Raw genomic sequence first — 22,434 nt, forward strand, 5'->3', positions numbered from 1 at the left:
AGAAAAAACTTCCGTCATGCGAAATATGACCACAATAAAACTCGGCCCATTATTGAGTTGAGATATTTGCTTAAGGCCGTTAGCCTTTGATTTTAGGCCGCTTTCCTCACCATCTCTGATAGCAGATCATCAAGCAGCTTTGCCGCATTGGCGATTAAGCTCACTCTGGACGCTACCCTTCATACGTTGATACGGCTCACATTTACCAGCCAGACATAATTTGCACCTCACCCCAAAAAACATGCTCGGCTTTCCCCGCAAAGGAGAAAGCCGAGCATTTGTATCATCCTGATTTCTGCCTACCATGCAGGTTGATCAGGAGGCAAGTTATGTTCATTAATGGGGCCGCTCGGTGCTAGTCGCAAACGCCTTCATGTTCGGGGCCTTCGGGAACAGTGCAGGCATGTTGCTTTTTGCCTGTTCCGTTGCACTCAAAACACTTTGTTCCAGCATCGTCTTTTCCCTTGCCCTGACAAGCCGGGCAGGTGGTGTAGTCATCAACTCTCGTATTCTGGGCCATAATGAGTCCCCCTTTCTGGAGTTATGCTATACATTATTACTAGCACTCCGGTGTCAAGGGCACAAGCGACAGTTCCATCCCCGGATATCCGCTGCGGCAGCATGCGGCGCCAGCTTTAGCGCGCTCGTCAGCGAACGCACGGATACCCTCCCAGCGCCGCCAGTTCCCCATCCTCCCAATTCGCCCTGCCCACAGGCTTTCCCACACCCGCCTCCTGCCTCAGCCTGGATTTTTGCTACTGCACAATGTTCACGCTTTTAGTGAAACAGATACCAGCATGACAACCAACGTGGGGGCATATAATAAAATGTACGCAGTTAACCATACAAACACTCTTACACATAAAAACCATGGAAGATATAAAACCCTATCTTGAAAAGGCCGAACAGTATCACGGGCACATTTGCAGCGGGCAGATTCTGGGCATCCGCATGACCCTGATGGCGCTCAAAGCCCTTGGCATGTCGCCGCAAGATGACATGCGCGATCTGGTTATCTTTCTGGAGACTGACCGCTGCGTTGCAGATGCTTCCTACGTGGTCACCGGCGTGACCGTGGGCCGCAGGCGGGTCAAAATGTACAGCTACGGCAAAACAGCCATGTCCTTTCTGGATTTGAAAACCGGCAAGGCCGTGCGGGTCAGCGTCATCACCTCCGACAGGCCGCCCCACCATGCGGACAAAGCCGCCCAGCTCACCTTTTGGGAAGGCTACGCCGACAACGACATTTTTTCCTGCCAGCCTGTGAGTATCGCCATGCCGGAGGGCGAACTGCCCGGCCCGCCCGCGCGCATTGCGACCTGTTGCGTCTGTGGCGAAGATGTGCTGGATTGCAAGGAAATTGTGCAGGATGGCAAAACATACTGCCGGGCATGCCTCAATGGCGCATATTACAGCCCACTTGGGGGCAGCCATGCATAACCGTTGGCATTTGTATGACGAACTTATTGATTCCGTTCCGTCAAAGGAGCTGGTTAAATCCTTTGTTTACGGCGATCACTGGCTGATGGTGGAATCGGACGCCGGGGGCGTGGGCATGGCCCAGCATTTCCCGACCATGCCGGGCGCGCAGGATTCCGCGCTCTCACCATATGAAATTGTCGGCCAGCCCTTGCGCACGGTGGCCGAACGCCTCAAATCGTGGGATTTCAATCAGGCTTCCATCGGTCTTGCGGCCCTGAATGCCGCCAACAACACCCTGGCCCTGCGGCCCGAAAGCCCCATCCAGCCCGGCATAAATCGCATGCCCGGAGATGCCTTCAAATTTTTTCTTGCAGAGGCTACAGACAAAAAGGTTGCGGTGATCGGGCATTTTCCCGGTTTGCGCATGCTGTGCCAGCACTGCGACATGTGCATTCTTGAGCGCAATCCACAGCCCGGCGACCTGCCCGATGCAGCAGCGGAATATATTCTGCCGGAACAGGATATCGTTTTTGTCACAGGCACAACATTCATCAATAAAACCATCACCCGCCTGCTGGAACTGACCCAGAAGGCCAAGGTTTTCATGGTCGGGCCAAGTACCCCCATGCATCCCCTGCTGTTCCGGCACGGTTTTGCTTCGCTTTCCGGCCTGGTGGTGGAAAATGCCGCTGGCGTGGCCCGCGCCCTTAAAGATAACAACTGCGAGGCCATTTTTGCCAGCGGGGGCCTCAAGGTAAATCTGCTGCCCGGCGGTGCCCAGTGAATATTGAATCTTTTGAGAAGCTTTGGGTCGATTATCAGCCAGACCGCAAGGATGCGCTGGATTTCTGGAACAAGCGCGCCCCCTCGTTCAACAAGCGCATCCGCCGCAAAACTGCGGACGAACACCGCCAGCGCCTGATGGAGCACCTTGCGCGCAAGGCTGGCCTTGACCGCAACAGCGCGGTGCTGGATATCGGCTGCGGCCCCGGCGCGCAAAGCCTTGAAATGGCCCCGCTGGTGGGCCGGGTGGAAGGCTTTGACCTTGCGCCCAGCATGATTGATCTGGCAAAGGCCAATGCCGTTGAAGACAACTGCCCCAACGCCAGCTTTCGCGTTCTGGACTGGCAGGCGGCAGACATCGACAGCATGGGCTGGCGCAAACAATTTGATCTGGTTCTGGCATCGCGCACGCCAGCCATCAACAACCGCGCAACGCTGGAAAAGATGATTGCCGCCTCCAGCCGCGCCTGCTGCATGATCACACATGTGGAAATGCGCCATTCTGTCAGGGATCAGCTCAAAAGCATGCTCGACTGGGATGAACAGAAGGCCCGCATTGCCCGCAGTTTCTTCTGCGCTTTCAATATGCTGTTTCTGATGGGTTTTTATCCTGAGGTGGAATACTTTGACCGGGCGTGGGAAAGCGAAACGACCTTTGAGGATGCGGAGCTGATGCACCTCAATTATTTCAGCAGCATGATGACAATTTCTGACAGTCTGAAAGCCGAAATGCGCAAAAAGCTGGCAAGCCTCTGCCGCGACGGGATTATTCAGGAAAAGGTGGAATCAAAGCTGGCCGTCATGTTCTGGAAAATATAGCTCACAGCGCCCGGCCACTGGCTGGACCTTTTGCTATTTGAGGCTGAACTGGATGGGAACAACCACGCGGGCGGCCTGCGGCGGCGGCGCAAAGGGCGAGGCCCGATGCACGGCTTCCAGCGCTGATTCGTCCAGCGAATCAAAACCGCTGCTGGTGCGCAGCTCCACATTTTGCGCCGAGCCGTCCCTGGTGATGGTAAAGGCCACATACACAAGCCCCTGAATGCCCATGCGTTTGGCTTGCGGGCTGTATTCCAGATATTTGCGGATGCGCTTTTTGATGTATTCGTAATTGCCCTTAAGATAACCCCCGGCATCCCCCTGCCCTTCGCTGGCGGCCCCGTTGCCCAGACCGCTGCTGCCGCTTCCGCGCCCCTGCCCTGCTCCCTCTGCCAGCGACATGCCCTGCCCTTGCAGTTTGCTCTGGCTTGCGCCGCTGCCAGCGCCCAACTCTGCGACAGAACTTGCGCCAGCAGCAGTGGCAGACGGCTTCATGTCGGCGGCTTTGGCTGTCATATTGTTGTCTGCCTGTTCCCGGTGCTGAACATTCTGTTCCTTGCGGGGCGTGGCTTTTGTAATTTTTTCGACCTTGGCGGGGTGCGGTTTTTCCTTGGGTGACGCATCGGCTGTTTTTTTTGCCGCCGCTTTTTCGGCAAGCCGGGGTATGGCAAGGGGAGATTGAGAATCCGCCACGGTGGGTTCGACAGATTTTTCCTGCTGTTGGGGTGTTGGGCTTGTTTCTTTTTGAGCGGCTGCCGCCTCTGCGGTAGGTGCCGCCGCATCCGCCTGCGGCTCTGCATTCTGTTCCGTCTGGGCGCTGCCGCCGCCAGCTCCAGCTGGTTCTCCGGCGGTGCCTGAACCGGGCTTGCCGTAAGTCAGGGTAATCACCACCCCGTCAAAATCGCCATTGCCCGCTGGCGGCAACAGGCTGCCCAAAAACCATATCATCCCCAGCACGGCAAGATGCGCCGCAAATGAGGCCGCAAAAAACCACGGACCTCTGGTATGCGGCTTTGCGGGCGGTTCCTCAAGATAGGGAGCCGCAGAAAGTTGCCTGTCGGCTGCGGGTTCCATACTCATGGCGCATCCGGTTCTGTAAGGTGCATCCAGCGCTGGGCCCTGGAGGGCAGGTTGTACAGCTCCTTGATCTGAGGCGCGGTAACAGTAGTGGAAACCGGGCCATCTGCAACCACATGCCCCGCCTTGAGCAGTACGGCCCGCCCGCCCAGATACACTGCCTGTTCGGGATGGTGCGTGGTCAGCATGATCGCTGGCCCGGAGCCGGAAAGTTCGCCAATCAGCTCCAGCAGATGAAACTGGTTGCCGTAATCCAGCCCGGTAACAGGTTCATCCATAACAAGAGCCGAGCACTCCTGACACAGCGCCCGCGCAATAAGCACAAGCTGCCTTTGCCCGCCGGATAGCTCAAGATAGGATTTGCGCGCGCAGCTTGCCATGCGCACCTGCTCCAAAGCGGTCATGGCCCTGCCCACATCATCGGCGGAAAACCTAAGCCAGGGGCTGCGGGCTGTGCGCCCCATAAGCACCACATCAAGAACCTGATAGGCAAAAACGCCCGTATGCATCTGGGGCACATAGGCCAGTGTGCGCGCTAGCTCTCCGCGCGATATTTCTTCCTGCGGGCGGCCTTCCAGAAAAACACTGCGGCGCGGCACAGGCAAAAATCCCAGAATGGCCCGGAGCAGTGTTGTTTTGCCGCAACCGTTGGGGCCAAGCACGTTCACCACTTCTCCCCGGGCCACGCGCAGAGAAACCTGCTGTAGCACTGGCGGGGCATCAAAATAGCCAAGGGTGAGATCACGCACTTCAATCATAGCGTCTCTTCCAGTCGTACCACAGGCTAAAGGCAAACAACGGCAGCAGGATGATCGAGGTGGCGATGCCCAGAGGCAGTTCCACAGTCCAGATCGTGCGGATGAACGAATCCGTCAGCAGAATAAAAAGCGCGCCGCCCAAGGCTGAATTCAGCAGGCCAAGGCGATTGTCCGGCCCGCAGATAAAGCGCATCACGTGCGGAATGACAAGGCCAACCCAGTTGATGACGCCCGCCATGACAACAGTCAGCGAGCACGCCAGCGTTGCCGCCGCAATCAGTTGCATCTTCATGCGCATGCTGTTCACGCCTAGGGCCATGGCCTCGTCGTCGCCCATGGAAAGCGCGTTCACGACCTTGCCGTTAAGGCAGATGAAGGCCAGAGCGCAGAGCATGAGCGGCCCGCCCCATACAAGGTGGCGCGGCTCTGTGCGCGAAAGCGAGCCCATGAGCCAGAACACAATTTCGGGCAATTGCCTGTTGGGGTCTGCCACGTACTGCACAAGCGAGGTCAGGGCCACAAAAAAGGAGCTGCTGACCATGCCGCCAATGAGCAGGGCAAGAAAACGCGCCTTTGGGTAGAGCATGGAAAAAAACAGGGCAAGGCCCACGCCCAGCGCGCCGCCAATAAAGGCAAGTACCTGTGTGGCCGCCATGGATGAAAAAGCCAGAATGCCCACGGCCCCGCCAAAGGCCGCCCCGTGCTGCACACCCAGAATACCGGGCGACACAAGCGGATTCTGAAACATGGCCTGGTACACGCTGCCAGATACCGCAAGGCTTGCGCCCACCAGCAGAGCCGTGACAATGCGCGGCAGCCGCAGATTAAAAAACAGAAACAGCACCTGCTTTTGATCCGGGCTGAGCGTGTTGCCAGACCATGCATCGGCAAGCGCGCGGCAGAGCGCGCCCATGTCCAGAGGGTAGCGCCCCATGTGCAGCGAGAGCAGCACTGCGGCAACCAGCATCACCCCCAGCCAGAGCAAAATTTTTTCAGAACGTGCCATAAGGTTCAAAAAGCTCGTTTATCTGCGCATCGCTCAGATCCAGATTAAAAAACAGTTTCATGAATCGGCGGCTCTCAGCCTTGATATCCGCAGCGTACAGGTCGGGGTGCAGCAAATTTGCCAGCCATTGCACGCCCATAAGCCGCATATAGGTCGCAGGGCGCTCTATCCAGCTGAAGGGGCCGCGCGGGATAAAATAGACCCTGCCCGCCTGCACCGCAGGCAAGGCCGACCACTGGGGGTCAGTGCGTATGCGGCGCATAAGATTGGGGTGGAATACCAGCACCACATCCGGATTGTAGGCCATGACCTGTTCAAAGGTGACCTTGAGCTGAGCGTTTTCCGTGCCGGGCGGGCACATGTGCACACTGTCCGCGCCTGCGGCTTCAAGCACCTCTGAACGCACGGAATCCTTACAGACCGAGGCAAGCCCGTTGGCTTCCAGCGCTACATACACGCGTGTGCGCCGTTCTGACGGCAGATTTTTCATGGCCGCAGCCACCCGGTTAAGCGTTGCATCAGCATACGCTGCGAGGCTCTGCCCGCGCTGTTCGCGATTATACAGCCGTCCCATTGTCAGAAAGCAGGCCGCCATATCCTTCATGCTGCCGCCTTGGGCGGTGGATACCTGCATGCCAAGGCTGGTCAGGGTCTGCTCTATGGGCAAATGGTCGTGCATGCTCATGGAAAGGTAAAAGGCCTTTTTGATGCCGCTTGCCAGCAGCATTTCCCTGTCAGGAATAAATCCCTGCCCATACCAGCCGCCCAGAATGGGCAGGTCGTGATACTGTGGCGGAATAAATTTTTTTTCATAATCCCGCAGGGGGGTGTTCCATGCTGCAAGCAGCTCCGGCGCAAAGGCGTAAAGCGTGAAGGCTGATGGCGGCGTGGGGCAATAGACACTTCTGGCATCGCCGCTGGCGGCGGACTCTGCCGCGCGTGCGCCGCCGGAGCAGGGCAAAAAAGCCACAAGCGTAAGTGCTGCCCAAATCAGAAATGTACGGCGGATCTGCATGATGTTGCCCCAAGTGGGGCCGCCTGCGGGCGGCCCCACCCGATTAAGATTGAGGTATTAGAAGGTCGCGGTAACACCCATAAAGAAGCTGCGGCCAGGCTCCGGATAATAGGCGCTGTACGCATATTCCTGATCAAACATGTTCTTCACGCCAGCTTCCACGGAAAAGTTCTTGTTGATATCGTAAACGGCCTTGAGGTCCACGGTGGTGAAGCCAGGGGCCTTGCGGTAATACGTATCGTAAGGTGCACTGTTCCAGTAGAAGCCGCTGCTCATGTTGACCTGCGGAATAATTGAGAAGCCTTCCACAGGCGTGATGACGCTGTACAGGGTGCTTGTAAGCTCGGGCAACTGGGTAAGCTTGTCGTCGTTGGTGCAGTTGTTCCAGTGCATGTAGTTGAACACCGCCCCCACGCTCACATACTGATTAAACACAGCTTCCGCGCCAAGTTCGTAACCGTAGAAGGTGGCCCGGTTCAGGTTGGTGAACGTAACATTACCGGGATTGCCCTGCGAGGTGATCAGGTCTGTCACATCGCTGTAGTACACGCTGCTGTTGAGCTTGAGCCAGTCGCCAAAAATACCCTTGTAGCCCAGTTCATAATGATAGGCCTGTTCCGGATTAAGATCTGGGTTGGCCGGAGTGCCGTTCGTGCGCATATAGCGCTCGCGCATGGTGGCAAAACGTGATTTTTTGGCAAAGGTGGCGAACACCTCATGGTGTTCCGTCAGGTCATAGAAGGCCCCGACCTGATAGTTGAACAGGGTCTTGGGGTCGCTCAACCCGTCCTTGTAGGAGTTCATGTCGCCCGTGGTGTGATCGCGGCTTTCAAGGGTTTGCGGAACCATGGTGCTGAGGCTGCTGCCGAAAACAAGAGTGAGCTTGTCCACGGGCTTGAGGGTGTATTCCGCGCCCAGATCCGTGTAGGTTTCCGTGATGTGCTCATCCAGCTGCGAACCCACATCAGCGGCCTTTTTCTTGAGCTTCGGCTTCACGCCTGTGTCGTCAAACACGCTGTAGTCATTGTATTCTTTGTGAGAAAGAAGGCGATAACCAGCGGAAAGGGCGATTTTGTTGGCGGGGTTGAAGGTATAGTCAAACGTCAACTGACCGCCGGTGGTGAACTGGTCATACGTCTTGTCCGCAGAATCCCGTTTGGTCATGGACACATCGGTGTAACTTTTTGAGGTGTCCTGATGCCAGTCGTAATAGGCAACAGCCTTCAGGTGCGCCTTGCTGCTGAGGTTAAAATTGCCATTGGCATACACGCGGCTGGTTTCATACTCCGGCCATTCCCAAAAGCGCTTGTAAGGATAGGTGGTTGAGTCGCCAGTGCGGGTCTGGGCGGCATCAAAGGGCTGGCCCTTCTGAAAATGCTGCCGCGTGTAGCCCACCATAACATCCACATCATCGTTGGGCGTCCAGCCGCCAATGATGTTGCCAGAGAGGGTCTGATTGTCCGAGTTGCGCGCGCGGCTGCCCGGCTGATAGGGTGCGGAGTCAAAACTGGCAGGATAGGTGAAGAAATTCTGGTTGTTGAATATAAACGTTCCCTTGAGGTAGTAGAGATCCTGCTTGGTTCCGACGCTTGCCGCAGCCATTTGACCCTGATTCTGCACGTTGCGGTCAAAAAAGTTCATATACTTGGCGGTGGCTTCAAACTCTTTTTTGGGTTTTGCCGTACGCAGGTTCACTGCACCCGCAAGGTTGTTGTTGCTGATCAGCAGGGGCGAGCTGTAGCCCTTGGAGACTTCGATGGATTCAAGGCCATAGGTCAGGATGTTGTTGGCATCCCATTCGTTGCGATACGCGGTTGCAACTGGGATATCGTCAATATACAGGCCCACCTGATAACGGTTGGAGCCACGAATGCTGATGGTTCCCTCATTGCGGCCTGCGGAAGTTTGCAGGTTCACACCTTCCACGCCGCGCAGGGCTTCCCAGAGGTTTCTGGCGGTTTTCCGCTCTATGTCCACCTGGGTGATGTGGTCGATGGTATCCTTGGAAGCTGCCATTTCCAGAGGAGAAAGTTGAACTTCGCCATTACCTTCATTACCGGCGGATGCAGCACATGGGCTGCCTATGATCCCCAATAAAGCCATTACCGCCGCATGCCTTTGCCACTGTTTCATTGTGCCTCCAGATTTGAATCGTCTTCCCTGCCCTCTTCCTGCCAATTATTTAAAAATGCTTCTGATAATTAATATTTTATTGTGTAAACAACCGATTGAAGGGGGGCAACGGTGGCACGATATATTGGGAACCGTGATTATTGGTGAAGCTTTGGGAAGCGATCTCCTTAAATTTCAGGAGGGAAGAGGTAATTAACTAACCTTGCTGTTAAAAAAATAAAAAGACAGCAGGACTCCTTAGCTTTTCGCAGGAGCTGCTGGCTTCAATAAATTCTGGATGAGAAAAAAAGGAGAAATGTTCCGCCAACCGCGTAAAATGAGGATTGATGCTGCAGCTTTTCTGCACTGGGGATGGTGCAATTGCACCCGTCGCATATTGTGGAGAGGGGCACGAATAATTTTAATATTACAAATCAATAGACTAATTAATATACATAGCTTAATTTATCTGATTACAACAAATCTTTGACGGCCTCTCTGCCAAGGGCTATGTTTTACCAATGAATAAAGACAACCTTCCCGTGATTCGGCCCTGTATAAAATGCGGCAACTACCCCAAGCTCCAAACATCCAGACCTGAAGGCAGAACCCACGACATCTTCCGCCTCTATTGCGACTGCGGGAACTGTCCCTTGCAGTGGTCAGTCAGCGAATCTGCCGCCATTCGGCTCTGGAATTCCTACGTAGCATCCTGAGCATGCCTGCTCTACCCTCCGTCTTTTCTTGTTGACCGCACCCTGCGGCATGCACAGTGATGATCCGCCCCCACAGTGCGACATATCCGGTTCCCCCCAAGAGACACATTGACCGGATGCACATGCTGGCGAACCCTGTGCGCAAAAAAATAAACCTGTCGCCCCGCAGCAGGAGTAGTTATGGACAGCCCTGACAATGGCTTGCAACGCGTATTGGCAGCGCCTCAAGATGACCTTGAAACTGTCTGGAAGCGGTTGCTCAACGCCATCGAGAGCACGAAAATTCCTGTTTTTTCTGTCGTAGATCACAAAAAGAATGCATTTGAAGCAGGCCTTGATATGACTGGCGCACGCGTGATTACCTTTGGCAATCCGGCTGTGGGCACAGCCCTCATGCTTGAAGCCCCGGAGGCAGCCCTTGATCTGCCCTTGCGCATTTTAGCGGTGGAAACGCCCCAAGGGGTTTGCCTGCTCTGGAATGACCCAGCTTGGATTGCGCGCCGCCACGGAATTGTCAAAAACGCGGACGTTGCGCAAAAAATACAGAAATTGATGGAGCGACTCACCCATGAGGCGGCTCAACATCAGTCTGGGGCTGGAAACCAGTAGAAAATTGCGGTGGCGGGTACGCCATAAAAAAAGGCGAGCCGGAAAACCCCCGGCTCGCCCCAATCGTTTGCTCCCAAAGAGTGGACTATTTTGTGCTGACGGACAACTCCTGCCCAGTCACCCCGCAGTAGACAAGTAAGAGTTCCACGCCCTCATCGCCCGTATAGCCATAGTGCGGCTTATTGACCATCTCCGCCAGAAAGTCTCCCTGCTTCAACTGCCGCTCCTGACCGTCCACCTCGCTTTTTACTGTCAGCGCGCCCGTATGCACATAGGCAATATTCGGCATTGGGTGAGTGTGGCTGCCCAGACGCGAATTGGGGGGAATCACAATTTTTACAATCTTGATGTCCGCATTCCCTGCCGGGTATGAGCCATAGGGCGTTCCATCCCAGGAGTGTTCGGCTTCAAACAGCACCGTCTTGGTCACGCCGGTGGCAGGGGCCACAGCGGCAACAGCCTGGCCCGCCTCAAACAGCACCTCGTCTCTGCCGCCCGCCCAGAAACCCGCAGCAAAAATGGTAATGCCTGCGGCCATCGCGAGGGCGTAATTCTTTTTAAACATGTACTTCTCCTGCATGGTGCCGTTTCATAAAAACAGGGAAACAATCCATATATTTTAGCTTATACAGTCACTTACGTGCCGACATCAACCTGTATTTTGCCCCCGCCGCAGCCAGCGCAAAATGGTTGCAAACATTTGATCCGGTTCCACCGGCTTGGCAATAAAATCATTCATTCCTGCTGCAAAGCAGCGGTCGCGGTCTTCATTAAATGCATTGGCCGTCATGGCAATGATGGGCAGGTGCTGAGCGGACGGCATCTTTCTAAGCTCGCGTGTCGCCTCCAGACCGTCCATATTGGGCATCTGCATATCCATCAACACCAGGGCATAGTGGCTGGGGCTGGTTTGGCGCACCTTGGCGAGGGCTTCCAGCCCGTCACGCGCAACCTCTACTTCAAGCAGGGCCTCTGCCAGTGTTTCTGTTGCAACAATCATATTTATTTCATTATCTTCCACAAGCAAAATACGGCTGCTTGCAAAATTTACTGAAATTTCCTTGCAGGCATCCTTGATCTGCTCCCTGGCCTTAACAAGGCTGGCGTCTTCAACTTTGTCAAAAACCGCCGTAAACCAGAACGTGCTGCCCTGCCCCAATGTACTATGGGCCCCGGCCTGTCCGCCCATGAGTTCTGCAAGTTTTCTGGTAATGGCCAAGCCAAGGCCCGTGCCGCCAAAACGCTTGGACATGGAAGAATCAGCCTGCTCAAAGGGAGCAAACAGGTTTGGCAGTTGCACCTCGGCAAAGCCTATGCCGGTATCTGTCACCTCAAAGCGGAGTCTCACGTGCGATTCCATTTCCGCGTCCATCAGGGTACGGATGGCAACACTGCCCGAGGGGGTAAACTTGATGGCATTGCTCACCAGATTGAGCAGGGCCTGCGTAACGCGCAGGGCATCGCCCTTGAGCGCGCAGGGCACAGGATCAGATTCCACGTGCAGTTGTATGCCCTTGGCAGAAGCGCTTTCTGCCATGATTGACACCACATTGTCGGAGATAGCCCTTATATCCATCGGTTCGGCAACAATAACCAGCTTGCCGACTTCAATCTTTGAAAAATCAAGGATATCATTGATAATGCGGAGAAGATGCCTGCCTGATGCCTGAACGCGCTCCAGCTTTTCCGTTGTATCCTTATCCTGCGTTTTTTTCCGCAAAAGGTGGGCAAGCCCGATTATGGCGTTCAACGGTGTGCGGATTTCGTGGCTCATGCTTGCCAGAAAGACGCTCTTGGCGGCATTGGCAGCTTCGGCCTGCTCACGGGACAACGTCATCTGGGCCATTGCCAGGCGTTCATTTGTGATGTCGTCAATAACAGACACTATCCCCTTGGAGTGGTCAGCCGGATCAACCGCCGTGCCTGTCATGCGCGCCCAAAAAAGGGTTCCATCGCGGCGCACCAGTTCTTCTTCCCTGCAATAGGTTTCACCATTCCATATCCGCTCGTAAGAGATTTTGCCCGCATCAAGGTACGCCTCGTTGTCTACATACCATATTCTCACGGACTTATCGATCATCCCGCCCTCAGGCCAGCCAAACATTTCGTGCATTCTGCGGTTGCCGCGAATGATTGTGCGGTCGGCGATCAGCGCTATGCCTGAGCTGGCGCAGTCGTATATGGTCTGCAGCACAGCCGTGCGCGCGGCAAGCTCGGCAGAGCGACTGGCAACCTGCTCCTCCAGTTGATCGTTAAGCGCGGCAGTGGCCTGCTCCGCCCTTTTGCGTTTTTGATTCTGTATTGCCAGAGCAATGGACAATGCAGACAAAATGGCAATGGCTACCGCAGCGGCAATTACCGAATTGCGGTATTCGCTCCAAATGGTTCGCGGGCGGTTCAATACTATGGAATCTGGGGGTAACTTGGTGGTGTCGGCACCCCAACGCAGCAACTGAACCCAGTCAAACATGGGCTGCGGCAGCACTGCGGCATCTGTGTTGTCGGCATCAATTTTGCGGATTCCGGTCAGAAACTCAAAACCGACTTTGCCTACTCGCCGCCCAACCTCTGTGGTCATTACGACAGAACCTCCCAGTGCGCCCTGGAGGACATGCGCATCATAGAGGGCCAGCACTGGCGCGTTTGCCAGCCTGGCAACATCGGCGGCCACTTCTGCGGGAACAAAACTGTGTCCGGTGCTGTCTTTGTAATAAGTTCCAAGCAAGACAAGGGTATTGGGGGGCAATGACGAAATCCGCTTCAGCATTTCCGCATAAGGCAGTGCCGCAGTATCCTCCATCTCAATATTTTCTGGCAATGCGGCCAGGGCCGAAACCACCTGAGTATGGAACAAAGACTGTTTGTTGTATGCTCCGGCAACTACAACCAGCTGACGCGTTTGCGGAAAAAGATCGAGCCCATAGCGGAGCGTTCCGGCAATATCCCAGCGGCTGCCCACATACAAAACTGAGTGCGGGCGACCGCGCCACAATACCGCAGGATTCGATATCTGGGTTGCCAGAACTGGCACTTCAAGCGGCACCATGCCCGCGCACTCATATGCAAAAAATTCCAGCGCAGCCTGATTTTGCACTACCACCAGCCCAATGTCTGCCCGGGCAATCTTTTCCTGCAATACGGATGCAAGCCTGGAGCGCCAATAGGTGCTGTCGTTGCGTACAAGGTCGAGCATTTCAACGTAAATATCGTTGAAACTCAGACCTTTTTCCCTGAGGACTTCAACTGTTCCGGCAGCCATGTTGTCTGTAACAGGCAGGCCATATTGCGACCCGGAAAGAATGAGCACGGACTTGTGCTCTGCGGTTTGCGGCTTGCCCGATCGCCCTTCCGACTGCATGCCTTGCGCATTGGCCGTGGCGGCGCTTGCCGCGAGGGTGGAAAAAACGGTATCAGAAGCCAGTAACAGGGCGCAGCCCATGATAACCAGACACATTGCAGCAATGCGCAGGATAGATGGACGATGAAAACTGCTCTTCGGCAGTTCCACAATGGGTAGCAGTGATTGCATCTATTCACCCCTGCGTCGCAAGCCCATTTATAAAACGAGGAATCTGCGTAAGGGTGCCTGCCGTGCGCGCTGCGCACCTCGTGGCTACTGATTACATCTTTTATTTGACAGTAAATGCATCCAGAGGCGAAGTCCAGCTACTACAGGTTGCGCAATCCGTGTGAAGAAACTGTTTATCCTGATATTATAATATGTTAATTTGTTTATTCTTTCAATAGCCATGCATACTTCAAGTGTTGCAGATATTCAAAGACCTGCAATACACCTACACATGTTGCTATTTTTTATTATTTCGCGTTGCGCTACACAAAAAATAGCAGCATACAAACAATACTAAAATACACCGCAAAAGGCAGCTGGCCATTCCAGCTACAGATGCGCTTCTTTGTAAAATTCGTCCGGCTTGAGAATAAAAATTTCATCGCTGTTCTTGTCAAAAGAAAACAGGCCCCGTTCCTGCGCCTGCCGCATCACCTTGTATAGGGTGATGCGGTGCATGCCGAGCAGATCAGCCATATCACGGTAAGATATATCGCGTTTGGCCCGCAGCGGTTCTGAGCTCGGTACAATCCGTGAAGCCAAAAATTTACAAATACGTGTAAGGTGCGATTCCATACACAATGAAACAGCATTTTTTGACAATAGTGTAACTTTTACACTGTAGCTTTTGCAAAGATTAAAAAAAAGTTCAGGATTTTCCACACCCAAACGATGTACATCTTCTCTGGTAAATGTGCAGATATAGCAGTCTTCTGCGCAATCGTGAAAAAAACGCACCTCCCCTTGCCCTGTGGCTATACTCTTATCCCCGTCCATAAACATTGGTGTTTCATTAAAGCATGAGCCATCGCCAAGGTACCAGAGCGTTTTTTCACTTCCATCAGGGGCCAAAGCCATAAGGCGAACCCTGCCACTCACCAGAAAGTACATTTCTGGCTGATTGTCATAAAATTTATGCCCCTTACGAAACAGACGCGGCTTTGTCAGCGCCACGCTTCGCCAACACTCATTTTGTCTGAGCAATTCAGTAAATGACACGTCAGCCCCCTGGGAAAGTGATGAACTCAAGGCGCTATGCGGAATTCCGGCCTCTATCATGCCAGCGTTCCACATGCTGTTTTGGAACCTACCGTACCCTTTTTGTGAATTATGTTGCAAGGACAACGTTTTGACCATTTATCTTGTGGCAGCATTCCAGCGTACACGGTCAAAGGCCTCAGGCAAGTGACCAGCCATCGTGAGACTTTCACTTCGGCACTGCGTGTTGTTGCACTGCTTGCCGGAAAGCCTTCAACGGTTCAATGTAAGCACATTCAGCCCACTCGAGGAGGTTGTCATGGGACACCCGACTATCTATCCCACAGGCGTAACGGTTTATAACCCGGAAAAAGCCTGGAGTGGATTCACCATCATTCAGGCGCCGGATAACGGCGCTCTGCTTCTTGGCATGAACGGTCATGAAATCCGCATGTGGAAGGACGTTCACGGCTTTCCCAACAAGATGTTCCCCGGGGGCATGCTCATGGGCAGCACCGGCACACGCCACCCCAAGCACGGGCTTCAGGATCAGCTTGATCTTGTGCAGATCGACTGGGACGGAAAAATCGTGTGGAAGTTCGACCGCGCCGAATTTGTAGAAGATCCCGGCCAGAAGGCTCAGTGGATGGCGCGCCAGCACCACGATTTTCAGCGCGAAGGCAGCTCCACAGGCTACTATGCTCCCGGCCAGGAACCCAAGATCGACTCCGGCAACACTCTGGTGCTTTGCCACAAAAACACTGTGCAGCCCTACATCAGCGACAAACCGCTGGTTGACGATGTTATCTACGAAGTCACCTGGGACGGCGACATCGTGTGGGAATGGAACTGCTCTGACCATGCGGAAGAAATGGGCTTCACCGAGGCCGCGCTCAATGCCATGTGCCGCGACCCCAACTACCGGGGCGGCACCCTCATGGAAGACGCCCCCGGCGTGGGCGACTGGATGCACGTCAACTCCATGTCCACCCTCGGCCCCAACAAGTGGTTTGAGGCTGGCGACGCCCGCTTCCACCCCGACAACATCATCATTGATGGACGGGAAACCAATATTATTCTCATCCTGGACAAAAAAACCGGCAAGATTGTCTGGCAGCTTGGCCCGGACTATGACCGCAGCCCCGAAGACAAGGCCATCGGCTGGATCATTGGTCAGCACCACGCGCACATGATCCCCCGTGGTTTGCCCGGCGAAGGCAATATTCTGGTATACGACAACGGCGGCTGGGGCGGCTACGGCAACCCCAATCCCGGCGCGCCCAAGGGCGTCAAGGCGGCCCAGCGCGACTACTCCCGCGTGCTGGAAATAGATCCCGTGGCCCGCAAGATTGTGTGGCAGTATACGCCGCATGAAGCAGGCTTCCTCGTGCCACTGGATGCCAGCCGTTTTTACAGCCCTTTCATCAGCTCTGCCCAGCGCCTGCCCAACGGCAACACGCTTATTTGCGAAGGTTCCGACGGCCGCGTTTTTGAAGTGACGGCAGAACACGAAATCGTGTGGGAATACATCTGCCCCTACAAGGGGCACATCAGCCTGCCCATGAACTGGGTGTACCGCGCCTACCGTCTGCCCTACTCCTGGGTGCCGCAGGCAGATGTGCCGGAGGAAAAAGCCATTGAACCTCTGGAAGTCAAAACCTTCCGCATACCCGGCGCGGCCCCGTTTGGCCCCATGTCTGAAGTCAAGGTTGAAGGCACCATCGGTTACTACAGCGGCGCAGGGCACTGCGTAGCAGCAACGGAATAGAAACCTGTTCGCCATACCTTCCTTGCAGGGGCTCCGTCTTCGGACGGGGCCTCTGTTTTTTTGTGGGCCGCCCTTACCTCGCATAATTTTTTTTGCCCCTGCAATGCAGGAAAAAAGGCCTCTGGCGGCAGATGATTGCCCATCCAAGTCGGAGCTTTGTTAATGACTTTCCTGCTCTGCCGCCTCATTGGCATCAGAAGACAGCCTGCAATTGCATAGATCAAGGCTAAAATTGAGGGAGCCCCCACAACAAATTTTACCCTCACGATTTTTCGCCATAAAAAAGGCGGGAGAGCAAGCTCCCCCGCCACATCAGCCCAAGGGCTGCAAAAAATCAGAACTGATAACGGAAGGTCAGCGAAACCCGCCAGTTATCCCGATACTGCGAGTCTTCCACTCCACGCCACGTGCTGCCGTCGAGATGCAGGTTCACGTAGGCGGCTTCAACATTCATAAGCAGATTGTCGTAAATCTTGTAGGTATTGGACACGCTGCCTTCCCAGGCATGGTCGGTGGTGGTGAGGTAGGCCATGGGGCCGTCGGCCCTGCTGGGATAGCTCGTCATATTGGCCTTACGGGGCATTTCCGCACTATTGGTGCCATGAAAATACGCGAGTTTGAAAGTGTGGGTCAGGTCGTCAATAAAGCTGACATCCTTGATGGTGCCCACAACGCCAGCCAGACCGCCGGGGTTGTGCCCGAGAACCTTCCATGTATTGAGATCAAAAAAGCCGCCGCCAAAACCCAGAGGCGTGACCGGCCAGGGGGAGTTGAACACAGGCAGACGTTCCGAACCGTTATAGGGGTTGCTGTCGTCGCCGCTGCCGTACCAGGCGGTTACGCCGGGGGTACCCCAGGTACACTTGTAGTCCACACGCAGGGCGGCATACCAGCCCTGGCGCACGAGATCAAAGGTCTTGGCCTCGCGGGTGGAGCTGAACTGAGTGTAATCTTTCAGCTCGCCCATATCCACGCGGCCATAGGTAAACTCCGCCGCGATATCAAAAGGCTCGAAAGCCGTGATGTCAGAGGTCAGGCCGCCCCAGAAGCCATTGCCCCAGGTATTGTTTGCGTTGCGATACTTTTTTTCAAACGTGCTGACATAGTTGCCGCCGCTGCCAAGCACAGGCATAAGCCCGCCGCGCGGGGCGTAAATGGCAGGTTCGCGCTGATCGGTATTGTTGTTGATGCCGCGCAGGCTGTTCTCGCCAATGAGGCCGTACATGCCCCAGGGGGTTATTTTCAGGCCGTTGCCGGTGATCGGCAAGGTCAGCGCCAACAGATCAAGGTTATCAAGGTAGTTTTTCTGCGTCTGTCCGTTTTGCGTAATTTCCGAATTATCGTTATATGGCCGCGCCCAGAAGCCAGTCAGCCCCATCTTGTAATCACCGTTGCTCACCAGGGGAGAGCTGACGGTCACCCCCGTGGAATACTGGCCGTACACCGCGCTCCAGCCGGTCACATAACCGGGCAGAAGCTGCGGCTGCATACCCATGCGCACCTTTATATCGGTCTTGGGCACGAGCCAGTCAATGTACGCATGCCGGACGCCAATATTTTTTGAACTGTCCGCTCCAAGAGATGCGCCGTCGCCGGATTTTCCCCAGTTCATGGTGCCCGTGCCTACAGTGAACATCAGACTGCCGGACACGTTTTCGCTGGCAATGGCGTCTATCTGGGTGCGCAGGCGCTCGATCGCGCCGAAGGTGTCGCTCCCTTTAATCCCGCGCGGCATGACATTGGATGCTTCAAAGCTCACATCAAATGCCCCCTTGACCTTGAAATCAACCGCCTCGGCCGCTTCCGGCGCAAACAGCAAGCCCCCGGCAAGCAACACTCCCAGTACGTTGTTGCGAACAGCTTTCATCATTCCTCCTGTGCAAGTTGGTGCAACCATACAGAAACCTCTTCCAGTAATGCTCTGTAATGGCGCTTTCCGAAGGCCTGCACCGTTGCCGCAACAACGTTTTTTGAAAAAAGTTTATTTTTTCACAATCAATAGACATCACCTCTCAAAAATAAGTCAACATACTATTTTAAAAGAGTATTTTTATAAATGTGAAAAAAATATTCAGAAAAGGTTGCCGCAACAACGTCACCAGTACCACTGCTAGCCTAGGTTTTTGAACCAACACGGCAGTGGATGATTTTTTTCACAAAAAATGCAAAATGGCAGACAATGAAAAGGAGAGGCGCAATGCAGGATTCGCCGCGCATCAGCAATAACTACTTTGACGGCCTTGCTGTTACAGGACGCCACAAGGCTGTGTTCTTTATCATTATGGTCGCATACTTTTGCGAACAGATGGATAACTGGAATTTCGGCTTTATTGCCCCGGCGCTGATGCACAACTGGGGGCTGACCATGAAGGACATCGGAACCGTGACCTTCTGGTATTTTGCCTCCATGACCCTCGGCGGATTTGTCGGCGGATTTATCTCGGATATCATCGGGCGGCGCAAAACCTTTCTCATTGCCATCACGCTGTTTTCCACAGCCTCCATCATCAATGGCCTCACGGACAGCTTCCACGTATTTGTGGCATCACGCGCCCTGACAGGATTTGGCGTGTTCTGCCTCATGGTGTGTTCGCAAGCCTATATCGCAGAAATGGCCCCGGCCGAGAGCCGTGGCAAATGGCAAAACATGATCGCGGGCGTTGGTTTTTGCGCCGTGCCGGTCGTTGGCATGCTCTGCCGCCTGATTATTCCCCTGCACGAAGAAGCCTGGCGCTACATTTTCTATATGGGCGGCGTTGGCTACATCGCTCTTATCATCGCCTGGCGCTACCTGGATGAATCGCCCCGCTGGCTGGTGGCCCGTGGTCGCATTGCTGAGGCGGAAGCCGTGATGAAAGACCTTACCGGCAGGGATATCGACCTTGCCGATGCGGCCAGCAAATGCCTGACCAGCAAGCCCCCGCTCAAGGACGTGCTGCTTGGCATGTGCAGCTCCAAGTATCTCAAGCGCACCCTGGTTATTCTTCTGCTGGTGGTTTGCACCAACCCGGCAACCTTTGTGGTCACCAACTGGACTGCCACCCTGCTCAAGGCTCACGGCTTCCCCCTTGAAGACACCCTTATGGCCACCACGCTCATTTCCATTGGCGTACCGCTCGGGCTGTTTGCCTCCAGTGCTTTTACCGACAAGGGCGGACGCAAGATTCCCATTGTCATCATGCTGCTTGTGATGGCCGTGCTGGCCCCCATCTTCGGCAATGTGAGTCAGTACTGGATGGTGGTCATCATCGGCGCAGTGCTTACAGCCTTTGTGATGGGCGTGGGCTTCACCGTGTTTTCCTACACGGCGGAATCCTACCCCACCCACCTGCGCAACACCGCCACGGGCTTCCACTCTTCAATCGGTCGTCTGGCCGTTGCTTTCTCACAACCTCTCATTCCTGTTGTCTATGCAGCATACAGCTTTGACGGAGTGTTTTATATTTTCAGCATGCTGTGCATCATCCCCGCCATTATCGTTGGCGTATGGGGTGCGCGCACGGGTGGCAAGTCGCTCGAAGACATTGCCTAACCTCCGGCTAAAACAGGAATTTACGCATCTGCATCCACGGTTTTTTGTAACAGGAGGCTCACATGGGCATAACCCTTTATACCGCGCCGGACTGCATCCGCTGCAAGATCGTCAAAGCCTTTCTTGCCGAACGCGGGCTGGCATACGACACCATAGATTTCAAGGCTGACGCGCAGGAATTCAACACGTTCTACCGCACAAACCGCAAGGCCATTTACCGCAATCCTGAAGGGGTGGAATTTCCCCTCTTCGCCGATGGCAAGGTCATCAAGCAGGGTTCCGGCGAGATCATTGCCTACCTGCTCTCGGGGCACACGCTGGAGGCCTGCGTAACCCGTAGCGACATGCTCCACGGCAAAATTGCGGGGCTTTACCCTTCGCAATGCCCTGCCGGGCAGGAAGATAATTTTGAGGTTCTTGTTGAGCGGCTGGCTGCTGGCGGCTTGCAGGTATGGTTGCAGACCGATGGCCGCAAGCCGGAACTGCTGGAAAAGCTGCTGAAGATCAAGGATGTGCACGCAGTCTGCAATCTTGTGGGCGGCCCTGAGGCAAGCACAAAAATTTTTGGCGGCGCTCCCAGCAAGGAAGAACTGGCAAAAACCATCGCCCTTGTGCAGGCAACGCCCGATGGCGCCGTGCGCTTTCTGGCCATTCCGCTGCCCGCTGGCGATGGCTGGGACTGGCCCAAGAGGGAAGATGCCGCAGCGGCGGCAAAACTGGTGGCCGAAGCATGCGGCCAACCCACTCTGCCCTACAGCATCACCCCCATCACGGCGGATATGGTGTGGGACATGCGCGGGCTTGAACCCCTGCCGGAGCAGAACCTGCTCATGTACCGCTCCGCCTCGCGCCAGCACCTGTTCAAGGCAGACATCGTTAAATAGGGGGCGTCATGCAATCTTTTGATATTGTTATTCTGGGCGGCGGCCCCGGCGGAACCACGGCAGCGCGTATTCTTGCCCAGGCGGGCAAAAGCGTTGCCCTGGTGGAAAAAACGCACCTTGGCGGCACCTGCCTGAACTGCGGCTGCATCCCCACCAAGATGCTGCTCGGCGCTGTGGCCCCGCTGGCCCTCTTGCATGCCCAGCAACGAACCCGCGTAGCCAAGGGCGAAATTGCCGTGGACTTTGCAGCGCTCCAAACGCGCGTGAGCCGCTTCACCTCGGGGACGAGCAAAACACTTGGCAAAAGCCTTGCCAGCATGGGCGTGACGATCTTCACCGGGCGCGGCGAAGGCATTGCACCGGGCACTGTGCGCGTTCATGCCGAAGATGGCACTACAGATCTGACTGCACAGCATATTATTCTGGCCTGCGGGTCATCTTCCGCAGCCTTTCCCGGTCTGACGCCCGATCACGACTGTGTGCTGGACAGCACCGATCTGCTGGGCATTGAATCTGTTCCTGAAAGCCTTGTCATCATTGGCGCTGGAGCCATCGGCCTTGAACTGGGTGACTTTTTCTCGGCCATGGGCAGCAAGGTGACCGTAGTGGAGGCTGCACCCCACATCGCGCCTCTGGAAGATGCCGATGTCGCAACCGAATTACGCCGGGCACTGCAAAAAAACGGCGTAACCTGTCACGAAGGCGCACGGGCCAAAGATTTACGCACTGTTGACGGACAGGCGCAGCTCACCCTTGAAGACGGCACGGTCATCAGCGCAGCCAAGGCCCTGGTGGCCGTTGGCCGCACACCCAACACCGCTGGGCTGAACGCCCAGCAATGGGGCTGCAATCTCAACAGGCGCGGCTATGTTGAGACAAACGCCTTTCTTGAAGCCTCCCCTAACGTCTATGCCGTGGGCGACGTCAACGGCCTTGTGCTGCTGGCCCACGCTGCGGAACATCAAGCTGTGTATGTGGCGGAACGCATCTTGGGCGAAAGCGCCGAAGAATATCAGTCCGGCCCGGTGCCCTCATGCGTATACGGAGCCATGGAAGTCATGCGCGTTGGTCAGACGGCGGAGGCCCTCCTGCGCGAAGGCAAAAACGTGGAAGTCTCCCAGGCGGCCCTGTCCCTGAATCCCATTGCGCAGGCAAGCGGCGGCACAGCCGGATTTGTCAAAACAGTCTGGAGCGATGGCAAAATTGCAGGCATTGCCGCTGTTGGCGCGGGAGTTTCGCACCTCGTGATGGTGGCCCTGCTGCTGATCAAGGAAGGCTATACGGCGCAAAACCTGCACAAAGTCATGTTTGCCCATCCCACGCTGGATGAAATTGTGTCCATGTCCATTATGGCGCCCAGAGTGCGCGTGGAATCCAACTGACCTGG

18 protein-coding genes are annotated in these 22,434 nt (G+C 55.2%); 8 read left to right on the plus strand and 10 right to left on the minus strand.

The window, feature by feature from the left end; genetic code table 11:
• Positions 1-355: 355 nt before the first annotated feature.
• Positions 356-520, minus strand: coding sequence for a chaperone protein (locus tag ACUZ9P_RS13995; RefSeq protein ID WP_298998109.1), 165 nt, complete (start codon positions 518-520; stop codon positions 356-358).
• 350 nt (positions 521-870) lie between these two features.
• Between ACUZ9P_RS13995 and ACUZ9P_RS14000 the strand changes: the two genes are divergently transcribed.
• From ACUZ9P_RS14000 to ACUZ9P_RS14010, 3 genes are read left to right on the plus strand one after another with little or no spacing between them, the layout of a single operon-like run.
• A complete protein-coding gene (locus ACUZ9P_RS14000) occupies positions 871-1,440 on the plus strand; it encodes an FmdE family protein (protein WP_449250155.1) in 570 nt (189 codons plus the stop codon).
• Entirely contained in the window at positions 1,433-2,206 is a 774-nt protein-coding gene (locus ACUZ9P_RS14005; RefSeq protein WP_449250156.1) for a Rossmann-like domain-containing protein, read from the plus strand. Before ACUZ9P_RS14000 ends, ACUZ9P_RS14005 begins: the two co-directional genes overlap by 8 nt.
• Positions 2,203-3,024: a class I SAM-dependent DNA methyltransferase gene (locus ACUZ9P_RS14010; protein ID WP_449250157.1), complete on the plus strand. Its 822-nt coding sequence runs from the start codon at positions 2,203-2,205 to the stop codon at positions 3,022-3,024. The genes ACUZ9P_RS14005 and ACUZ9P_RS14010 overlap by 4 nt, the downstream gene beginning before the upstream one ends.
• A gap of 33 nt (positions 3,025-3,057) precedes the next feature.
• Here ACUZ9P_RS14010 and ACUZ9P_RS14015 read toward each other — a convergent pair whose 3' ends face one another.
• Genes ACUZ9P_RS14015 through ACUZ9P_RS14035 form a run of 5 tightly spaced genes read right to left on the minus strand, consistent with a single transcriptional unit; the run spans position 3,058 to position 9,013 of the window.
• Positions 3,058-4,104 (minus strand): energy transducer TonB, encoded by a 1,047-nt coding sequence (locus ACUZ9P_RS14015; protein ID WP_449250158.1) that lies wholly within the window; start codon positions 4,102-4,104, stop codon positions 3,058-3,060.
• Positions 4,101-4,859, minus strand: a complete 759-nt coding sequence (locus ACUZ9P_RS14020; protein WP_449250159.1) for an ABC transporter ATP-binding protein — start codon at positions 4,857-4,859, stop codon at positions 4,101-4,103. The genes ACUZ9P_RS14015 and ACUZ9P_RS14020 overlap by 4 nt, the downstream gene beginning before the upstream one ends.
• Positions 4,852-5,865, minus strand: a complete 1,014-nt coding sequence (locus tag ACUZ9P_RS14025) for a FecCD family ABC transporter permease (RefSeq protein WP_449250160.1) — start codon at positions 5,863-5,865, stop codon at positions 4,852-4,854. Before ACUZ9P_RS14025 ends, ACUZ9P_RS14020 begins: the two co-directional genes overlap by 8 nt.
• The gene (locus ACUZ9P_RS14030; RefSeq protein WP_449250161.1) at positions 5,852-6,880 is read right to left on the minus strand and encodes an ABC transporter substrate-binding protein; all 1,029 of its coding nucleotides are present in this window, start codon (positions 6,878-6,880) and stop codon (positions 5,852-5,854) included. Before ACUZ9P_RS14030 ends, ACUZ9P_RS14025 begins: the two co-directional genes overlap by 14 nt.
• Positions 6,881-6,937: 57 nt before the next feature.
• Positions 6,938-9,013: a TonB-dependent receptor gene (locus ACUZ9P_RS14035; RefSeq protein WP_449250162.1), complete on the minus strand. Its 2,076-nt coding sequence runs from the start codon at positions 9,011-9,013 to the stop codon at positions 6,938-6,940.
• A gap of 875 nt (positions 9,014-9,888) precedes the next feature.
• Between ACUZ9P_RS14035 and ACUZ9P_RS14040 the strand changes: the two genes are divergently transcribed.
• The gene (locus ACUZ9P_RS14040; RefSeq protein WP_449250163.1) at positions 9,889-10,317 is read left to right on the plus strand and encodes a DUF302 domain-containing protein; all 429 of its coding nucleotides are present in this window, start codon (positions 9,889-9,891) and stop codon (positions 10,315-10,317) included.
• An 85-nt stretch (positions 10,318-10,402) separates the two neighbouring features.
• On the opposite strand, the gene ACUZ9P_RS14045 is transcribed toward ACUZ9P_RS14040, so the two are convergent.
• The 3 genes from ACUZ9P_RS14045 to ACUZ9P_RS14055 all read right to left on the minus strand — a co-directional run bounded on the left by ACUZ9P_RS14045 (position 10,403) and on the right by ACUZ9P_RS14055 (position 14,884).
• Positions 10,403-10,882 (minus strand): cupin domain-containing protein, encoded by a 480-nt coding sequence (locus tag ACUZ9P_RS14045; protein WP_449250164.1) that lies wholly within the window; start codon positions 10,880-10,882, stop codon positions 10,403-10,405.
• Between the two features lie 84 nt (positions 10,883-10,966).
• Entirely contained in the window at positions 10,967-13,846 is a 2,880-nt protein-coding gene (locus tag ACUZ9P_RS14050) for a response regulator (RefSeq protein ID WP_449250165.1), read from the minus strand.
• Between the two features lie 369 nt (positions 13,847-14,215).
• The gene (locus tag ACUZ9P_RS14055) at positions 14,216-14,884 is read right to left on the minus strand and encodes a Crp/Fnr family transcriptional regulator (protein WP_449250166.1); all 669 of its coding nucleotides are present in this window, start codon (positions 14,882-14,884) and stop codon (positions 14,216-14,218) included.
• A gap of 298 nt (positions 14,885-15,182) precedes the next feature.
• Between ACUZ9P_RS14055 and ACUZ9P_RS14060 the strand changes: the two genes are divergently transcribed.
• The gene (locus ACUZ9P_RS14060; RefSeq protein ID WP_449250167.1) at positions 15,183-16,631 is read left to right on the plus strand and encodes an aryl-sulfate sulfotransferase; all 1,449 of its coding nucleotides are present in this window, start codon (positions 15,183-15,185) and stop codon (positions 16,629-16,631) included.
• A 334-nt stretch (positions 16,632-16,965) separates the two neighbouring features.
• Here ACUZ9P_RS14060 and ACUZ9P_RS14065 read toward each other — a convergent pair whose 3' ends face one another.
• Positions 16,966-18,498: an outer membrane homotrimeric porin gene (locus ACUZ9P_RS14065; RefSeq protein WP_449250168.1), complete on the minus strand. Its 1,533-nt coding sequence runs from the start codon at positions 18,496-18,498 to the stop codon at positions 16,966-16,968.
• Between the two features lie 330 nt (positions 18,499-18,828).
• Here ACUZ9P_RS14065 and ACUZ9P_RS14070 point away from each other — a divergent pair, with 330 nt between their 5' ends.
• The 3 genes from ACUZ9P_RS14070 to ACUZ9P_RS14080 all read left to right on the plus strand — a co-directional run bounded on the left by ACUZ9P_RS14070 (position 18,829) and on the right by ACUZ9P_RS14080 (position 22,429).
• Positions 18,829-20,163, plus strand: coding sequence for an MFS transporter (locus ACUZ9P_RS14070; protein WP_449250169.1), 1,335 nt, complete (start codon positions 18,829-18,831; stop codon positions 20,161-20,163).
• 62 nt (positions 20,164-20,225) lie between these two features.
• Positions 20,226-21,047, plus strand: a complete 822-nt coding sequence (locus ACUZ9P_RS14075) for a glutaredoxin family protein (protein ID WP_449250170.1) — start codon at positions 20,226-20,228, stop codon at positions 21,045-21,047.
• A gap of 8 nt (positions 21,048-21,055) precedes the next feature.
• Complete coding sequence (locus ACUZ9P_RS14080; protein WP_449250171.1) at positions 21,056-22,429, plus strand: dihydrolipoyl dehydrogenase family protein; 1,374 nt, start codon at positions 21,056-21,058, stop codon at positions 22,427-22,429.
• The last annotated feature ends 5 nt before the right edge of the window (positions 22,430-22,434 follow it).

This window comes from Desulfovibrio intestinivivus (assembly GCF_053570665.1).

What these genes read in the sequence shown, in the direction of transcription:
- ACUZ9P_RS14050 (WP_449250165.1), bottom strand. Translation starts at nt 13,846, where the DNA reads ATGCAATCACTGCTACCCATTGTGGAACTGCCGAAGAGCAGTTTTCAT.
- ACUZ9P_RS14005 (WP_449250156.1), top strand. Translation starts at nt 1,433, where the DNA reads ATGCATAACCGTTGGCATTTGTATGACGAACTTATTGATTCCGTTCCG.
- ACUZ9P_RS14040 (WP_449250163.1), top strand. Translation starts at nt 9,889, where the DNA reads ATGGACAGCCCTGACAATGGCTTGCAACGCGTATTGGCAGCGCCTCAA.
- ACUZ9P_RS14065 (WP_449250168.1), bottom strand. Translation starts at nt 18,498, where the DNA reads ATGAAAGCTGTTCGCAACAACGTACTGGGAGTGTTGCTTGCCGGGGGC.
- ACUZ9P_RS14025 (WP_449250160.1), bottom strand. Translation starts at nt 5,865, where the DNA reads ATGGCACGTTCTGAAAAAATTTTGCTCTGGCTGGGGGTGATGCTGGTT.
- ACUZ9P_RS14070 (WP_449250169.1), top strand. Translation starts at nt 18,829, where the DNA reads ATGCAGGATTCGCCGCGCATCAGCAATAACTACTTTGACGGCCTTGCT.
- ACUZ9P_RS14030 (WP_449250161.1), bottom strand. Translation starts at nt 6,880, where the DNA reads ATGCAGATCCGCCGTACATTTCTGATTTGGGCAGCACTTACGCTTGTG.
- ACUZ9P_RS13995 (WP_298998109.1), bottom strand. Translation starts at nt 520, where the DNA reads ATGGCCCAGAATACGAGAGTTGATGACTACACCACCTGCCCGGCTTGT.
- ACUZ9P_RS14075 (WP_449250170.1), top strand. Translation starts at nt 20,226, where the DNA reads ATGGGCATAACCCTTTATACCGCGCCGGACTGCATCCGCTGCAAGATC.
- ACUZ9P_RS14045 (WP_449250164.1), bottom strand. Translation starts at nt 10,882, where the DNA reads ATGTTTAAAAAGAATTACGCCCTCGCGATGGCCGCAGGCATTACCATT.
- ACUZ9P_RS14000 (WP_449250155.1), top strand. Translation starts at nt 871, where the DNA reads ATGGAAGATATAAAACCCTATCTTGAAAAGGCCGAACAGTATCACGGG.
- ACUZ9P_RS14020 (WP_449250159.1), bottom strand. Translation starts at nt 4,859, where the DNA reads ATGATTGAAGTGCGTGATCTCACCCTTGGCTATTTTGATGCCCCGCCA.
- ACUZ9P_RS14035 (WP_449250162.1), bottom strand. Translation starts at nt 9,013, where the DNA reads ATGAAACAGTGGCAAAGGCATGCGGCGGTAATGGCTTTATTGGGGATC.
- ACUZ9P_RS14060 (WP_449250167.1), top strand. Translation starts at nt 15,183, where the DNA reads ATGGGACACCCGACTATCTATCCCACAGGCGTAACGGTTTATAACCCG.
- ACUZ9P_RS14080 (WP_449250171.1), top strand. Translation starts at nt 21,056, where the DNA reads ATGCAATCTTTTGATATTGTTATTCTGGGCGGCGGCCCCGGCGGAACC.
- ACUZ9P_RS14015 (WP_449250158.1), bottom strand. Translation starts at nt 4,104, where the DNA reads ATGAGTATGGAACCCGCAGCCGACAGGCAACTTTCTGCGGCTCCCTAT.